The sequence below is a fragment of the Salibacter sp. genome (assembly GCF_031581065.1).
In the GTDB taxonomy this organism is placed as follows: domain Bacteria; phylum Bacteroidota; class Bacteroidia; order Flavobacteriales_G; family Salibacteraceae; genus Salibacter.
In genome coordinates, this window is sequence record NZ_JAVLBN010000017.1 from 29403 (window position 1) to 46396 (window position 16994).

13 protein-coding genes and 1 riboswitch are annotated in these 16994 nt (G+C 40.9%); of the genes, 8 read left to right on the top strand and 5 right to left on the bottom strand.

What is annotated here, in order from left to right; all coding sequences use genetic code 11:
- Positions 1–51 precede the first annotated feature (51 nt).
- Both RI557_RS06060 and RI557_RS06065 read right to left on the bottom strand, forming a co-directional pair.
- Complete coding sequence (locus RI557_RS06060) at positions 52–1107, bottom strand: ATP-binding protein (protein WP_310667704.1); 1056 nt, start codon at positions 1105–1107, stop codon at positions 52–54.
- Positions 1107–1790, bottom strand: coding sequence for a response regulator transcription factor (locus RI557_RS06065; RefSeq protein ID WP_310667703.1), 684 nt, complete (start codon positions 1788–1790; stop codon positions 1107–1109). Before RI557_RS06065 ends, RI557_RS06060 begins: the two co-directional genes overlap by 1 nt.
- Positions 1791–2066: 276 nt before the next feature.
- Here RI557_RS06065 and RI557_RS06070 point away from each other — a divergent pair, with 276 nt between their 5' ends.
- Positions 2067–3290, top strand: coding sequence for a hypothetical protein (locus RI557_RS06070; RefSeq protein WP_310667702.1), 1224 nt, complete (start codon positions 2067–2069; stop codon positions 3288–3290).
- Between the two features lie 97 nt (positions 3291–3387).
- The gene (locus tag RI557_RS06075) at positions 3388–6285 is read left to right on the top strand and encodes a TonB-dependent receptor domain-containing protein (protein WP_310667701.1); all 2898 of its coding nucleotides are present in this window, start codon (positions 3388–3390) and stop codon (positions 6283–6285) included.
- Between the two features lie 88 nt (positions 6286–6373).
- Here the strand turns inward: RI557_RS06075 and RI557_RS06080 are convergent, their stop codons facing one another.
- Positions 6374–6793, bottom strand: a complete 420-nt coding sequence (locus RI557_RS06080; RefSeq protein WP_310667700.1) for a response regulator — start codon at positions 6791–6793, stop codon at positions 6374–6376.
- Between the two features lie 196 nt (positions 6794–6989).
- Between RI557_RS06080 and RI557_RS06085 the strand changes: the two genes are divergently transcribed.
- Positions 6990–8717, top strand: coding sequence for a Na/Pi cotransporter family protein (locus tag RI557_RS06085; protein WP_310667699.1), 1728 nt, complete (start codon positions 6990–6992; stop codon positions 8715–8717).
- On the opposite strand, the gene RI557_RS06090 is transcribed toward RI557_RS06085, so the two are convergent.
- The gene (locus tag RI557_RS06090) at positions 8714–9214 is read right to left on the bottom strand and encodes a hypothetical protein (protein WP_310682730.1); all 501 of its coding nucleotides are present in this window, start codon (positions 9212–9214) and stop codon (positions 8714–8716) included. The genes RI557_RS06085 and RI557_RS06090 overlap by 4 nt on opposite strands.
- A 43-nt stretch (positions 9215–9257) precedes the next feature.
- Here RI557_RS06090 and RI557_RS06095 point away from each other — a divergent pair, with 43 nt between their 5' ends.
- From RI557_RS06095 to RI557_RS06115, 5 genes are all read left to right on the top strand, one after another.
- On the top strand, positions 9258–10241 hold the full coding sequence (locus tag RI557_RS06095; protein ID WP_310667697.1) for an acyl transferase: 984 nt from the start codon (positions 9258–9260) through the stop codon (positions 10239–10241).
- A gap of 70 nt (positions 10242–10311) precedes the next feature.
- The gene (gene kdsB, locus RI557_RS06100; RefSeq protein WP_310667696.1) at positions 10312–11085 is read left to right on the top strand and encodes a 3-deoxy-manno-octulosonate cytidylyltransferase; all 774 of its coding nucleotides are present in this window, start codon (positions 10312–10314) and stop codon (positions 11083–11085) included.
- A gap of 263 nt (positions 11086–11348) precedes the next feature.
- Positions 11349–12182 carry a 3-deoxy-8-phosphooctulonate synthase gene (gene kdsA, locus RI557_RS06105; protein ID WP_310667695.1) on the top strand — a complete coding sequence of 278 codons (834 nt, stop codon included), beginning with the start codon at positions 11349–11351 and terminating at the stop codon, positions 12180–12182.
- Positions 12183–12244: 62 nt separating this feature from the next.
- On the top strand, positions 12245–13264 hold the full coding sequence (locus RI557_RS06110) for a transaldolase family protein (protein ID WP_310667694.1): 1020 nt from the start codon (positions 12245–12247) through the stop codon (positions 13262–13264).
- Positions 13265–13268: 4 nt separating this feature from the next.
- Positions 13269–13937: a hypothetical protein gene (locus RI557_RS06115; RefSeq protein WP_310682732.1), complete on the top strand. Its 669-nt coding sequence runs from the start codon at positions 13269–13271 to the stop codon at positions 13935–13937.
- A 42-nt stretch (positions 13938–13979) separates the two neighbouring features.
- On the opposite strand, the gene RI557_RS06120 is transcribed toward RI557_RS06115, so the two are convergent.
- On the bottom strand, positions 13980–16571 hold the full coding sequence (locus tag RI557_RS06120) for a TonB-dependent receptor (RefSeq protein ID WP_310682734.1): 2592 nt from the start codon (positions 16569–16571) through the stop codon (positions 13980–13982).
- 67 nt (positions 16572–16638) lie between these two features.
- A riboswitch (TPP riboswitch) is annotated at positions 16639–16749 on the bottom strand.
- Positions 16750–16994 lie beyond the last annotated feature (245 nt).

Genomic DNA, 16994 nt, shown 5'->3' on the forward strand with positions numbered 1-16994 from the left:
TTCATGAATTATAAAGAAAGCCGCTTCGTTTGAAGTGGCTTTTTTTATGTTCTACTGAGGCTTAGCTTTTTTAAGTGTAAAAGAGAAAGTAGAGCCTTCTCCTTCCTGAGAGCGAACATTGATCGTTTGCCCGTGAGATTCGATAATGTGTTTCACAATTGCGAGTCCAAGGCCTGACCCTCCCTGATGGCGAGACCTCGATTTATCAATACGGTAAAAGCGCTCAAATAACCTCGGCAGGTGATCAGCTGCTATACCAAGGCCATTATCTTCCACCTCAACGAGGATATTTTCATCCATGTCGTAAAACTTGATGCTTGTTTCGCCACCGTCTTCTCTGCTGTACTTGATAGAATTCATAATCAGGTTGGTCAAAACCTGAGAGATTTTACTCCTGTCAGCTTCAACCCAAACAGCCATCTTTGGATCTCTAACTGTGAGTGTCACGTTACTTTCTTTGGCTCTGAACTCGAGCTCTTTCACCAAATCATCGGTTAATTTTATCAAATCGAATTTTGTGAATTCCATCCTTCTTTCCCCCGATTCCAACTTGGTGATTTCATCGAGCTCGTTGATAAGGTTGGTAAGCCTTTCCAGGTTACGATCGGCACGTTCAAGGTAATCCCGATTGATCTTAGGGTCTTCCAATCCTCCTTCTAACAAGGTAAGTAAATACCCCTGAATACTGAAAATAGGCGTTTTGAGTTCATGAGATAAATTACCGATAAACTCTTTACGAAACTGCTCCTGCTTCCTCAGTTGTTCAATTTCTTCCTTATTGCTTCTCGCCCACTCTTCAACTTCAGTATTTACCTGCCCCAGTACATCCTTACTCAAATCGAGATCTTCCATATTTCCCGATTGCGTTTTAAAGCGGTGAATTGTTTTGTAGATGAGTTTAATTCTGCGGTGAATAAACTTTTCAATCCCCGTATTAATTGAAATCCAGGCTACTGCAAAAATGAGGATTACAGTAATACCATATATTAGCCACGGTTCCCACGAATCCGTGTAAAGCAAAAAAGCCGGCAACATCAGCACACCGGCAATAACAGCAACATAGAGCGCTGTAATGAACGCTATTTCGCGTGGCGTTCTATTTTTCATCAAGCTTCAAATTTATAGCCTACTCCTTTAATTGTTTTAATGTACTTATCACCAATTTTTTCTCTCAACTTACGAATATGCACATCAATTGTGCGGTCTCCCACCACAACATCTTCACCCCAAACAGATGACAAAATGGTATCGCGATTGAATACTTTACCAGGGGTAGAAATGAGCAAAGAGAGTAATTCAAATTCTTTTTTAGGGAGATTCAATTCTTCGCCAGATTTTGTTACAATGTAACGATCTCTATCGATAACAAGGTCGCCAATTACATTTCCTTTTGGTTTGTCATCAGAAGTAGTTCCCCTTCTCAACATCGCTTTTATTCTGCTGGTCAGAACCCGTGGTTTTACAGGCTTAATGATGTAATCATCAGCACCTGCATCAAAGCCGGCAATTTGAGAGTAATCTTCTCCGCGAGCTGTTAAGAAGGTCACGAAAGTGTCTTTTAGAGAATCTATCTTACGCATCTCAGCACATGTTTCAATACCATCCATTTCAGGCATCATAACATCGAGAATGATAAGGTCTGGTTTAGTCTTTTTAGCAATATCGATCGCATCGCGGCCATTATCAGCTGTTTCAACTTCAAATCCTTCTTTTTTGAGGTTGTAACTGATAAACTCCAGGATGTCCTGTTCATCGTCAACGATCAAAATCTTTTTATTATCCTGACTCATAGTGATTTAATGTAATTTATTAATCCTGGCAACAAAATTATTTCAAATGTACCCTTTTATATTAAACACGTATTAACGTTGTTTTAATTTGAAGGTAACACAGCTTCAACACCTTTGTTAGCAACAAAAGAAGCGTTTGGTTCTGACCAAAACAAACTCGAGTTAACATTAAGGAAACACTTCTTTAAATGTAAGATAAAAGCACATTAAGGTTCAGGTAAAAATACAAGCATTCTTTTGCTCCCAAATCATAAAAACAAAAAAAATCTGTCACAGATGAAGAATTTAAAATTACTTTCAATGCTCGCTTTCGCTGCGGCTTTCACTTTCACATCATGCAGCGATGACGATGATGATGATCCAACACCAACACCTTCTAACGGTGGTAACAAGGTGATCACTGAAAACATTACATCAAACACAACCTGGAAAACAGGTAATGTTTATCAATTAGGCTCAAGGGTTACAGTAACCGATGGTGCAACTTTAACAATTGAACCAGGTGTAATTATTAAAGGTGAAGCCGGTAGTGGTGCTAATGCAACAGCTTTAGTGATTTCAAGAGACGGTAAAATCATGGCGAATGGGACTCCAGATCAACCAATCATTTTCACTTCTGTAGCTGATGAAATTGAACCGGGAATGATTGAAAGTCCAAATCTTGATCCTACAACAAACGGACTATGGGGTGGCTTAATCGTCCTTGGAAACGCACCAATTTCAGCTGATGCTCAAGCTATTCAAATCGAAGGTATTCCACCATCTGATCAAAATGGTCTATACGGTGGTACAGACCCAAATGACAGCTCTGGTGAGTTGAGTTACATCTCTATCCGTCACGGTGGTTCAAACATCGGTGAAGGAAATGAGATCAACGGCCTTACTCTTGGCGGGGTTGGCAACGGCACATTAGTTGAAAACATTGAAGTTATAGCAAACCAGGACGATGGTGTTGAATGGTTCGGTGGAACGGTTAATGCAAGTAACGTTGTTGTGTGGAATTCAAGTGATGATGCTCTTGATACAGATCAGGCATGGGCAGGAACAGTTGACAATTTTGCAGTTGTTGCCGGTGAAGGTACTGACCATGCAATGGAAGTTGATGGGCCAGAAGGCTCTATGAATGCAGGTCACACTGTTAGAAACGGATCTGTTAGAGGAGTAGAGTCAACTCAACTGGGAGACTTTAGAGATGGAGCTAGAGGTTCTTTCGAAAACATCTATTTCTTTAACTTTCCAGATCCATCTAATTCTGACAATAGAGGTACTCTTGAACTTTCAGGATCTGAATCACAAACAAATTTTGCAAACGGAGATCTTAGTTTCTCAAACCTTGAGATCACTCTTGCTTCTGGTTTGGCTCTTAATGATGTTTTCTTAGACGGTACTGATGTACACGCAACAGATGTTCCTGCAGGTCAAAACACTGTTGGTGCTGATGTATCTGTTTTTGAAGGTTGGTCCTGGACTTCACTTAGCGGTGCATTGAATGACTTTTAATGAAAAATTAATTGACCCGATATTTTAATTTACAAAACAGGATAACTCGCAAGCTAATTAGTTTGCGAGTTTCCTATTTTATTTAAACCAGTAAAAAATGAAAGTAATCTTCACTTCTGTCTTTTTTGTTTTTATGGCTATAGGGCAATTGACAGCCCAACAAAGTGGAATTTCAGGAAAAGTTATTGATGGTGCTACAGGCGATCCACTTTTTACTGCTAATGTTGCTGTTAAAGGCACATCTACTGGCACCACCACAGATTTTGATGGTAAGTATGTGCTCAATTTGGATCCCGGTACATACAACATTCAATACAGCTTTATCGGTTATGCTCCTGTAACCATTACAGGTGTTGAGGTAAAGGAAGGGGAAAAAACAGTTCTCAACCCTGTTTCACTCAAACAAAAATCTCAGCAATTGAAGACTTACACAGTAACTGCTGAGTCTAACAAAAACTCTGAAACGGCTATTTTAACGATGAAACGTAAATCAGAGAATTTACTCGATGGAATTTCATCTGCCAGTTTCAAGAAAATTGGCGACTCTGACGCTGCCTCTTCAATGAAGCGAGTGACAGGGGTTTCAGTGCAGGGAGGAAAGTATGTTTACGTTCGCGGGTTAGGTGATCGCTACACAAAAACAATGCTCAACGGGCTCGATGTTCCTGGCCTCGATCCTGACCGAAATACGCTTCAAATGGACATTTTTCCAACTGATGTAATCGATAACATTGTTGTTAACAAATCATTTGTAGCTGAGTTACCTGCAGACTTTACTGGTGGTGTAGTTAATATTACGACTAAATCATTTCCAGATCAAAGAGAAGCAGGAATATCAGTAAGCGCAGGCTACAACCCAAACTTTCACTTTAATTCTGACTACCTTACTTATCAGGGAAGCTCCACAGATGCTCTCGGTTTTGATAATGGAACGCGTGACATCCCTGCAGAAAAAAACATACCTCTTTTTGCTGATGCTGAAGTTATCGGTAGCCCTGACAGTGAAAAGGGACAACGATACCAGGATATTTTAAGTTCTTTTAATCCTACTATGGCTACTATGAAGCAAATGAGCCTCATAGATTTTGGCATAGGAGGCCATTATGGAAATCAAGTCAAAAAGGAAAATGTGACGCTCGGGTACAACTTTATGCTCAATTACGCTAATAAAACAGAATTCTACGAAGACGCTGTTTATGCCCGCTATGGACTAGATGGTGATCCCGATGTAAATGAAATGGAACAGAGAGAGTACCAAAAGGGTAACTACGGGGTTAACAACGTACTCTTGAATGCAATGGGTGGTTTTGCGATCAAAACTGATAAAGCCAAATACAAAATCAACTTACTACACATCCAAAACGGAGTTTCTAAAGCCGGCCAGTTTGATTATGAAAACTCTGACCAGGGAGCTGTTTTTGAAGCTGAACAACACAATCTTGAATACAGTGAGCGTTCTCTTACCAATATGCTAATCAGCGGTAAACACTATTTTAATGAGTCAGACTGGAAACTGGAATGGAAACTCTCACCAACTTACTCATCAATGGACGATCCTGATATTCGATTTACTCGCTATCAAAGAAGAGGAGAAGCATACTCAATTGGTACTGAAGTTGGATTCCCTCAAAGAATTTGGCGTGATTTAGATGAAATTAACCTCAGTAACAGAGTTGACCTCAAAAGAAACTTCACTTTCTTAGGTGGAAAATCAAATCTCAAGTTTGGAGCAGCCTACACTTTCAAAGAACGAGATTTCACTATCCGAAACTTCGACATCAATGTTCGTGATATCCCTCTTACAGGAAACCCAGACGAACTGTTTTATAAAGAAAACCTATGGCCTTATAACGGCAATAAAAATAGAGGTGTAGCTTATGAGCCCAAATTCATCCCTACAAATCCTAATGATTACAACTCTAATGTAAATTACGCTGCAGCTTATGTATCTTCAATGATCAGACCCACAACCGATTTATCAGTGTCTCTTGGTTTGAGAATGGAAAACTACGTTCAGCGATATACCGGACAGGATCAATTGGGCACAAATGTTCTCAATAATGAAGAGGTTCTCAACGATCTCGGTTTTTACCCATCGGTAAACGTGACTTACGCACTCAACGATAAGCAAAACATCAGAGCTTCTTACTCTCAAACAGTTGCTCGACCATCATTTAAAGAACTTTCCTATGCTGAGATCTACGACCCGTTGACAGGCCGTACTTTCATCGGTGGTTTGTTCAGAGATGCTGATGATGGAAGAGGCGTAGAATACTGGGATGGTGACTTGACTAGCTCTTACATTCAAAACGTTGATTTGCGATGGGACTTCTTCCCAACATATAGCCAAACTGTTTCAGTTGGTGCTTTCTACAAATCTTTTGATGACCCAATTGAAATTGTTCAATTTGCTACTCAAGCCGGAGCCTTCCAGCCAAGAAACGTTGGTGACGGAGAAGTTTACGGTGCTGAAGTTGAAGTTAGACAGGGACTAGGCATCATCACTGACAAACTGGAAAATTGGAAAGCTACTGCTAACGTTACACTTGTTGAGTCGCGCATTCGCCTTAGCTTAACAGAGTACGAAAGCCGTGTGAACAATGCCAGAACAGGACAGGAAGTTGATCGATATAGAGACATGGCCGGACAGGCACCCTACATCATCAATGCCGGTTTTTCTTATTCCGGAACTGATAGTAGCGGTGTATTCAGCAACTTTGATGCTGCTTTATTCTACAATGTTCAGGGACCAACTCTCCAATATACTAGTATTGTTGATCGCCCCGATATTTACACTGTCCCTTTCCACAGCCTGAACCTCAACACTTCCAAAAAGTTTGGGAAAGACAATCAAATGCAGGTGGGGCTAAAAGTTTCAAATATTCTCAACGATTACCGCGAATCGGTATTCAAATCTTACAAAGCAGAAGATCAATACTTCACAAGACTTCGCCCTGCAACAACAATCAGCGCGAGTTTCAAGTATGAATTCTAACAATTTTTAAACCAAACATCTATAACTAAAAAAGCCCGGAAATCCGGGCTTTTTTTATGGTAAATATTTTTTGAAAAATCACACTAATTCAGCAAGCATTACCCAGTTCCTGGTTCTGACCATTAATACGATCCACTCTTCTTTGAAGTGCCTTGATCTTACTGGCGAGGAGTTGGGTTGAGTAAGCTTTGCGCAAATAATCATCGACTCCGGCATTAAAAGCTGCCACCTCAGAGTACTGATCCTGAACTTTTGTATAAATAACCAAAATCGATTCTACTTTCTCAATGTGATTTCGGGCAGTCATTAAAAGATCAACTCCATCGCTCTCTTCTAAAACGAGTTCTGAAAAAATAATTTGTGGTTGAATTTTTTCACATAATGAAATTCCCTCACTGTAAGAAGTAGCATAAACCAGTTCAAAGCCCGCAACTCGTGCAGCTTCGCTAAAAGTCTTATAGCTCTCATCACTGGGGTCAACGAGCAAAACACGAAGAGAATTAGTCATTTGGTATATTTTTAGGCGAAATTAGCCCTGCAATAACAAGATAATTTAACTGGTTTTTTATGGAACTGTTATCTATATGAACAATCTTTAAGCCAAGGTTATGAGAAGTTTTAATCAACTCCTTAACTTTTAATTAAAAGCTGAATATCCATTTTATCGGGTAAGGATTATAATTTCGCACTTCAATATTGATCATATGACATTTGATTTACTCAATATAATTACTGCTCTCGGTGCTCTGGGGCTGTTTGTTTACGGGATGAAAACCATGAGCGAAGGCATCCAGCGCGTTGCCGGACCATGGATTCGCCACCTCCTTTCTGATTTAACTCAAAGTACGGCTGGCGGAATTGCCAACGGTTTCCTCACAACGGTGATCGTTCAATCTTCATCGGCCACAACGGTTATGATGGTGAGTTTTGTCAATGCCGGTCTCATGAAATTGAAACAGGCAATCAATGTTATCATGGGAGCTAATATTGGCACTACCTCAACGGCTGTGCTCATTACACTTGTTGGGTTTTCGCCTTTTAATGTCACAATTTGGGGATTACCCATGCTAGCAATAGCGTTTCCTTTGCTTTTTGCAAATAGTTCCACGATCAGATCCCTGGGTGAGTTTTTCGTAGGTCTCGGGCTTTTCATTTTAGGGCTGGTTCTTATCAAAGCTAATATTCCTACTGTCAACGAATTTCCAGAAATAGCAGAGTTGATAGCATCTGTCCATATCAACAGCTTTTTATTATTCCTGATTTTTGTGACAATAGGCGCGCTGTTTACTGTCGTGATTCAGTCTTCATCTGCTTCGCTGGTTATTACTTTGACTCTTGCAGCAAATGGATTCATCGATTTTGAACAGGCTGCTGCTATGGTACTGGGTGAAAACATCGGGACAACAGTTACAGCAAACCTCGCGGCCAACATAGGAAATGTACATGCCAAAAGAGCTGCTCGTGCTCATTCAATTTTCAATGTATTTGGTGTGGTGTGGATGCTTCTCGCTTTTCCTTTTTTCATTGACGGAATTGCAATATTCACTAACTGGGTTATCGGTTATAGTCCGCTCGATGTTAATCCCGCCTCAGAACAATATCAATACGCAGTCAATTGGGGAGTTGCATTTTTCCACATCGCCTTTAACCTTACCAATACCTTCATTTTTGTTTGGTTTACAGATATTGTGGTAAATCTTGTGATTCGACTACTTCCATCTCAGGGGAAAATCGACAAAGAGTACACGCTCGAATTTATTGATCGCGGACCAATGGGAACGCCTGAATTATCTCTACTGGAGGCCAAAAAAGAAATGGCAAAATTCGGGTGGTTAACGGAGAAAATGCTCAACTATTTCACTGAGTTATTCAACAGTAAAGAGCGCAAAATAACTGATAAACGAATCCGCAAACTCAAGAAATACGAAAACATCACCGATCGCATTGAGCTTGAAATTGCTGATTATTTGATGAAAGTTTCTCGTGGTGAATTGACTTCTCAAACATCTGAAAAGGTGAGAAGCATGTTGCGCATCAGCAGTGAGCTGGAAAGAATTGGTGATTTATTTTTCCAAATGACGATCACCATGGAAAAGAAAATTGAAGATCGTATTTGGTTTACGCCTGAACAACGCTCAAACATCCAGGAAATGTTGGAAATGCTCAGGGAAGCATTTGAAGTAATGAACAACAATCTCAAGGATGACGTATCAAACATTGATATAGCTCGCGCCAAGGAGATCAAACGCAATATTATGCAGCGTAAAGAAGAAATAAGAAAGAGTCACTTTAAAAGTGTTGAGCTGGGAGATTACAACATTCACAGTGGATTAGTTTACAATGACTTATTCAATGCCTGTGAAAAGATTACAGAAAATGTGACAAACGTAACGGAAGCGATGTACAATAAAATGGCTGAACAACAAGCTTAATCCAGTTCGAGTACATAGACCTCACTCTCAGCAGCATTGCTTTCATTCAGAGCCCTGTCTACTAAAACAGCACTGAATTTTACCGTATCGAGAGAAGGATTAAATGCTGATTCATCGATTTTTTTAATGATTTCACCTTCGAGCAATGCGTCACCATCATCTTCTTTGAGTCGGCTTATGCGGTCGTTTAACCCGGGAGAACCTTCAGGGTATTCGTATTTCAACCACTCCCCGTTTTCCAGGTAATACAAATCGATCAGCAAATTGTAATAATATTTACTTCCTGTGTCGTATGGTGGATTTGTTTCACTTTGATCAAGGCCAATATCGCCATCACAATCTTTAAATTCGTAAACCAGTTCAAATGAATCGGCACTGATGGGCCTGAAAGAAGTATATTTCATGGACGGGACCGGATCTGAACAGGTTTCCGGTTCACAGGACCATGCCGTGTACATCAATACAATTGCGGTAATTACCTTTGCAAGGTTTTTCATGTTTACGAAGTTACAATAAGCGCTCAAACGAATCAAATTACAATTGCCTGAAACTGCTGAAATATGGTCTATCGATAACGAGCAACAATTCAATAATGTTGCCCTCAAAACTTTTCGTTTTCAATACGAAAAGGTTGCAATCTATCGCGAATTTGTTGACACTTTAAAGATAGACCCAAACTCAATTGAGCACTTTTCAAACATCCCATTTCTGCCCATTTCTTTTTTCAAAACACATTCCGTTTATCCGCAAAGTTACCCAAAGCCGGAGGTTACGTTCTCGAGCAGCGGCACCACGGGATCTGACCGTAGCCAACACAAACTACACAAATTAAAAGTTTACCGCGAGTCATTCAACCGCGCATTCAGGCAGTTTTACGGCAAGCCTGAAGAATTGGCCATTTTGGGACTGTTACCGAGTTATCTGGAACGAGAAGGTTCTTCATTGATTTATATGGTTGATGATTTAATTGGTCAGAGCCGAATTCAGGAAAGCGGTTATTACCTCTACGATCACGAAGCGTTGCGCGATCAACTTCAACAGCTCGAAGACAAAAAACAACCAACTCTCCTCATTGGAGTCAGCTATGCATTGCTCGATTTCGTAGAAAAATATTCGCTCAGCCTCAACTACACAACTGTGATGGAAACCGGAGGCATGAAGGGAAAACGAAAAGAAATGGTAAAGGAAGAGTTGCACAGGATTCTGCAAAATGGTTTTGGTGTTGATGCTATTCACAGCGAATACGGCATGACTGAATTGCTATCTCAAGCCTACTCGAGCGGACAAAACATTTTTAGAGCTCCACCCTGGATGAAGGTTATGGTTCGCGATACCAATGATCCGTTTTGCTACATCGAAAACGGAAACACAGGCGGACTCAATATTATCGATCTCGCCAATCGCTATTCGTGTAGTTTTATCGCCACTCAAGACCTGGGCAAACTTCATAATGACGGTAGCTTTGAGGTGGTTGGCCGTTTTGACAACAGCGATATAAGAGGCTGTAATCTTTTGGTTCAGTAGGTTCACGGTCAGAGCCAAACCTCACAATATTTCAAATTATCACCCCATTAATTGAAAAAAATTGCTTGTTTTGAGTGATAACAGAAAAACATCAAACATGAACTTTCTCGGAATTATACCGGCTCGTTACGGATCAACACGTTTAGAAGGAAAACCACTTGCTGATATCAACGGCAAACCGATGATTCAGCACGTTTACGAACGAGCACAAAAAGCCCTTGAAACGGTTTACGTGGCAACTGATGACAAGCGTATTTTTGAAACAGTTGAGTCGTTTGGCGGGAAAGTCATCATGACCAGCAAAAACCACTCAACAGGCACCAATCGATGTTTAGAAGCCTACAAAAAAATCCAGAAAATAAGCGAAACACAATACGATGTAGTTATCAACATCCAGGGAGATGAACCACTTTTGGCAAAAGAAAACCTCACTTCGCTAAAAAAATGTTTTAAAGACCCTCAAACAAAGTTGGCTACTCTTATTACACCTGTTGTTCGTTTAGATGACCTCTTCAACGAAAGCGAGGTTTTTGTCACGTTCAATAAAAACTATTTCGCACTTTACTTCTCCAGATCTGTAATTCCACACATCAGAGGAGTTGATAAAACTAAATGGCTCAAAAAAACCACCATTTACAAGCATCTGGGCTTTTACGCTTACACCATTGAAACACTTGAAGAATTTGCCAGCTTACCTGAATCAGGACTGGAAAAAATGGAGAGTCTTGAACAAAACCGCTGGTTAGAAAATGGTGGTAAAATCAAACTCGGCTTCACCAGCCACGACAGTATTTCAGTAGATACAATTGATGATCTAGAAAGAGTGAGGAAAATGATGAAATAGGTCATTACAAGACCTAATTGTATTCCTACAAAATCATTATCACTCTCAATAATCTGCGATTATAATTTTAAAACGTTCCGTCTGTGGAACGTTTTTTCGCCTTTACCGTTTCACTCACGGAACAGTTGAGAGACTATAATTAAGACTCTGAAAAAACATATTCTATTCTTCAATAATTGTTCATCCCTCAACCAAATAAGAGCTACCGATAAAACACTACTAACTTCATCCAAATACCTATTTTTGCGCAAATTTAAGTTCGAATGAGTAAGTTCAAAGTTCAGGTTGGCGACATCAATGCCGGAGATGACAAATTGTTTCTCATATCTGGCCCATGCGTGATTGAAGAAGAAAGCACGATGATGCGCACAGCCGAAAAAATCAAGGAAGTCACCGAAAAGCTCGACATTCCGGTAATCTACAAATCTTCATTCCAAAAAGACAACCGTAGCTCTGTCGATTATTACATGGGGCCGGGAATGGATGAAGGTCTTCGCATTCTGGAAAAAATCAAAAATGAGTTTGGCTTTCCGCTTTTGACAGACATCCACTATCCTGATCAGGCAAAACCTGCCGCTGATGTTGTTGACGTACTTCAAATCCCTGCTTACCTGTGTATGCAAACGACACTCGTAGTTGAAGCAGCTAAAACAGGCAAAACGGTCAACCTAAAACACGGTCAGTTCTTGGCACCCGAAAACATGGCGAAGCCAACAGCTAAAATTGAATCGACCGGAAATAAAAATATCATTTTAACAGAACGTGGCTACACATTTGGTTACAACGATCTCGTAATCGATCCCAGGAGTTTTTACGACATGGGCAAAATCGGTTATCCGGTAGTTTTTGATATTACGCATGCTATTCGCAAATATGGAATTCCAAGTTCAGATCCGAGCGGTGGAGCACGCCAATACTTACCAGTTTTGGGCAGAGCCGGAGTCGCAGCCGGAGTTGACGGCATCTTTGTGGAAACGCACCCGTGCCCCAGCGATGCTCTTTGCGATGCTGCCAGTCAGCTCGACATGGACCAGCTCGAAGAGTTTCTCAAGCCACTCATCGAATTACATGAAGTTGAATTAAAATACCGCAAATAATTAATTCATAAGAAAACCACATCTTTGTGGTCTGATAAGAAAGGAAAAAAGAAATTTAAACCATGGAATTATATCTCGATTCTGCCGATATAAACGAAATCAAACACGCTTTTAAACTCGGCTTTTTAAGTGGACTAACAACCACACCAACTTTTATGCACCGTCACGGTATAACTGATATTGACGGTACAATCGTTGAGCTTTCTAATATCGTTCCCGTTCTTCAAATTGAAGCACTTGGTGAAACAGCTGAAGAAATTGTTGCTGAAGCTAAGCGCCAGGAAAAACTGGGACTCGATCGCGAAACAACAGTTTACAAAATCCCAATTTCAATGGAAGGTGTAAAAGCCTGTAAAGAACTCACTGATCAGGGATTCAAAGTAAACATTCATCTCGTGTACACGCTACAACAAGCTTACATGGCAATGCAGGCAGGGGCAACATACGTTTGTCCGCTCGTTGGTCGTTTACAGGATCAGGGAACTGATGCTCTTTCATTGATCGAGCAATGTGTTGATGCCGTAAACTTCTATGGTTATAACACCAAAATCATGTTCTCATCTGTTCGTCACGTTGAGCACGTTCGCAACGCGATTAACATTGGTGTTCACACAATCACAGTTCCATGGAAAGTGATGAAGCAACTAACTGAGAACCACTTCACTGAAATTGGTACTCGCCAGTTCTTCGAGCACACTCGCCTCATGACTGTTCGCGTAAAAGATATTATGAACGATCACAACCCAATGGTTGAAGAGGGTGCTACAGTAACTGATTGTACAGTAAAAATGACATCAGGTGGATTTGGTGCTGTGAGCGTTGTCAATGACAAGCAGGAAGCAATCGGCATTTTCACTGATGGAGACCTCCGCAGATTAATCGAAAATGAAGGTGCCAGCGCAGTGAATAAGAAAATGAGCGAACTGGACCTATCAAAACCTCTTTCTGTAGATGCTGAGTCATTGCTCATCGATGCACAGTCGATCTTTACAGAAAAGAAAATCGATGAACTTGTGGTTACTAAGAACGACAAAGTTGTTGGTATGCTCGATGTTCAGGATATCGTAAAAATGAATAGCTAATCCGATGCAGGATATTCAACATATTTTTGAATCAAAAGGCGGGGAGTTTATCTCTTCGCCTTTTTTGTTGCGCCAAAAATTAAAAGACGTGAAAGCCCTCATCTTTGACTGGGACGGAGTATTCCACTCAGGCTACAAAGATAAATCGCGCAGCAGTTCATTTTCTGAAGCCGATTCGATGGGCGTCAACATGATGCGTTTTGGCTATTATTTACTCAACAAAGAAATTCCGTTTACGGCAATTATCTCAGGTGAGAACAACCCTACGGCTCTTCACTGGGCTGAGCGTGAACACCTGGATTTGACCATTAGCGGAATGAAAAACAAGGTTGAGGCGCTCGATTATTTACAGTCAGAACACGACATTAAACCACATGAAGTGCTTTTCGTGTTTGATGATATTCTCGACTTATCGCTCGCTAAGGAAAGCGGTGCAAGGTTTCTCGTGCGTAAATCGGCCAACCCTTTACTGGTCGATTACTGCAAGCGCAAACAACTCGCTGACTACATAACCGGATCTGAAAGTGGTCAACACTGTGTACGTGAAGTGAGCGAAGTTGTACTATCTAATCTCCAACTGTTTGACGAAACAGTTGATAAACGCGTAGCCTTTGATGATGACTATAGCACATACATCAAAAAACGCAATGCTATAAAAACAAAAAGGGAGTGAATCCTTATAAACACTCCCTTTTCGCACCCCTAATTTTAACTGTTAAAACTTAATCCTGAGCGTAGCCATATAGTTACGGCCGGCTTGAGGGAATAACCCTGTGTAGCGGTAATATGGATTATTTGCATCATTTGTTTTTTCCTTAGTCACATAAGGATCTGATGAATCTACATACCCCGGATTGCTGCTCGCAAATCGGTAAACCCAGGCATTGGTGATGTAATCAACATCAAGCACGTTGCGCACCTGGAAAGCAACTTCTAAATGTCTTACAAATGAATTCTTGATTCCGTAAGAAAGCTGAATGTCATTTGTCAAATAAGCATCGAGAACGCGTTGGTCAGATCCTGTATTATCAAAGTGCTGTTCGCCAACATACTTTCCAAATCCGGTAATTTTCAACTGATCATCAAGACCGGTGAAGTTTGTTGGAACAGTATAAGCAAGTTGAGTAGCAGCAATTGTATTTGGAGAAAAAGCGATATCAGTATTTTCGCGCTCAATTTCAATTTGACCACCATTTACCCAGTCATCAACTTTTTCAGTGTAACTACTGATCTTGTTTTGACTGAAAGTTGCATTTCCCTGCCAATCGAGGCGTTTTGTGATTTGCCACCCAAATGTCAATTCAATACCTGCCCTGTAACTCTCTGGCACATTCATACGAACAGCTGATCCTACATCATTCACATCTCCTGTAAGTACGAGCTGATCGTTGTAATCCATAAAGTAGAAATTTGCTCCAATTGAATAGAGTTGAGTAGCTCGCTTGTACCCAAATTCGTAATCGATAAGCTCTTCAGGTTTTGGTTTTACACCATCCGGAGCATCGAGATAATCGTTACGTGTTGGCTCACGATGCGCTACCGATACCGATCCGTAAAGTTTAGACTTCTCACTCATATTCCACGTGAATCCTACCTTTGGATTGAAGAAAGTGAGCGTTTCATCAACATCGATTAAGCGACCATCGTTATCAACTCCATTTGCCTCATATTCTACCTGGCGCAACTGCAAGTCACCAAAGAAATTGAAATCATTCAATCGGTAATTTGCTTTACCGTAAACATTAATATCAGTTTTAGTAGCTGTGTTGTCATAGAAACGGTCATAGATTTCACTACCACTCGAATACTCAGCCCAAATGATTTCTCCGTAGTGATCACCAACATACTCGTTTGCTCCACCACCTAGTGTGAAATCGAAGTTTCCTTTGCTGTATTGGAGTGAGTAAACAATTCCGTAAAAGTCATTATCGAGCCACCTGCGCTGAATAAGGTTTGTTTCGTTGATTTCTGAGTCACGAACAACCATTGAATCTCCGTTCACAACAGTTGTATCATATCTCGCTGATGCATCTGGATTTAGGAATGGCTCATCATTGCCGAGTCCAAATGTATCTGTCCCGAGATTAATTGGTTCAAGGCCATAATCACCAAACGACTCTTTTGAATCAAAATTCAGGTAGTAATTGTAACCGGCACCTTTATATTGCTCAAAGTACCCCTGTCCTTTCGTATAGTGCAATGAAGCGGTGAACGAAAGAGACTTACTTATATCCTGAAGCCAGTGTAATTGATAATGCGTTTGCTCATAGTTATCAACCTCATCAGGATAAGTGTATGAATTAAATGTGCGATTTTCATCGAGCAATTGCGGAGGCACACCGTTCCACGCCTGATAAGTACGCTCCTTACCACCAAAAGTCAAAAACTTAAGCGTTGTTTTTTCGCCATAGTAGCCTCCACTAAAGTAGTACGACTTGAGGTCAGAGCTCGCTCTATCGATGTAGCCGTCACTCTGAATCGTAGATAACCGACCATCGAAAGCAAAGTTATTTTTGGTCAGACCCGAACCAAATTCAACTGTGTGACGCATCGTGTTAAATGAGCCATAGCTTCCGGTGTATTTACCAAAAGCTTCAGGCTCTAATTCGAGCGTATTGATTTTCATCGTTCCGCCAAAAGCTCCGGCACCGTTAGTCGATGTACCAACTCCGCGCTGGATCTGAATGTTATCAGCTGATGAAGCGAGATCAGGCATGTTCACCCAAAATGTTCCGTGCGATTCAGCGTCATTGTAAGGAATACCGTTGATCGTAACATTCACACGGGTATTGTCAGATCCACGGATACGCATTCCCGTGTAGCCAACTCCGGCACCGGCATCACTCGTAGTGGTTACCGATGTAGACATATCCAAAACGTAAGGTATGTCCTGCCCGAAGTTTCGATTTTCGATCTCAGCCTCTGAGATATTCTCGAACGCAATTGGCGTTTCTTCTGTAGCCCGCGTTGCTTCGATCGTTACTTCACGAGCCTCCATGGCTTTGCGTTTCAACATTACTTCAAGCGGGCTCTGACCGTTAGCAGCCAAATCAACAGTAACTTTTTTGGTCGCATACCCGATGTAGGAAATCTTGAGTTGATACTCCTTTTCAGATAAGCCCTCGAATGAAAAAGCACCTTTTTCATCAGTAGATGTCCCGCGATAAGTTCCCTCGATGAGAACTGTAGCCCCGGGGAGCGGTTCATTAAGTGTGCTCAGCACCTTTCCTTTTAATGTGACATTTTGTGCCATGGCAGTCACCACCATCAACCAAAGGCAAACAAAGAGCAGTCCTTGTCTTTTCATAACATAAATGTTTTAGACAGAAAACTGGGGCGGTTTTCCTCTGGTTAATAATTGTTCAATAAATATGTAGTTACCCACTACTTTTTACCTACGCCAGCATTACCTGGATCAGGTTACGTCTTTAGAAAGACCTGGGTATAATCTCAGCCCGTAGCAACGGGCACCCCATGAGATGACGCAAATGTATGGAGATTTATTGTTTGACCATATGCGAATGACGAGAAGTTTGAAGCATGTAATTTATTTTTTCCTTAATTTCACACACTTTTAATTTTAACAATTATTGACTTTTTGATTATGAGGAAATTGATAGCGTTGGCGGTAATAGCTGTAGCCAGTATTGGCATGGGAATAGGACAAAGTGTAACAGGGCAACAGGCCAAAAACCTTGTTAATGGAGCTGCTGAAGTATGGATGCAGGAC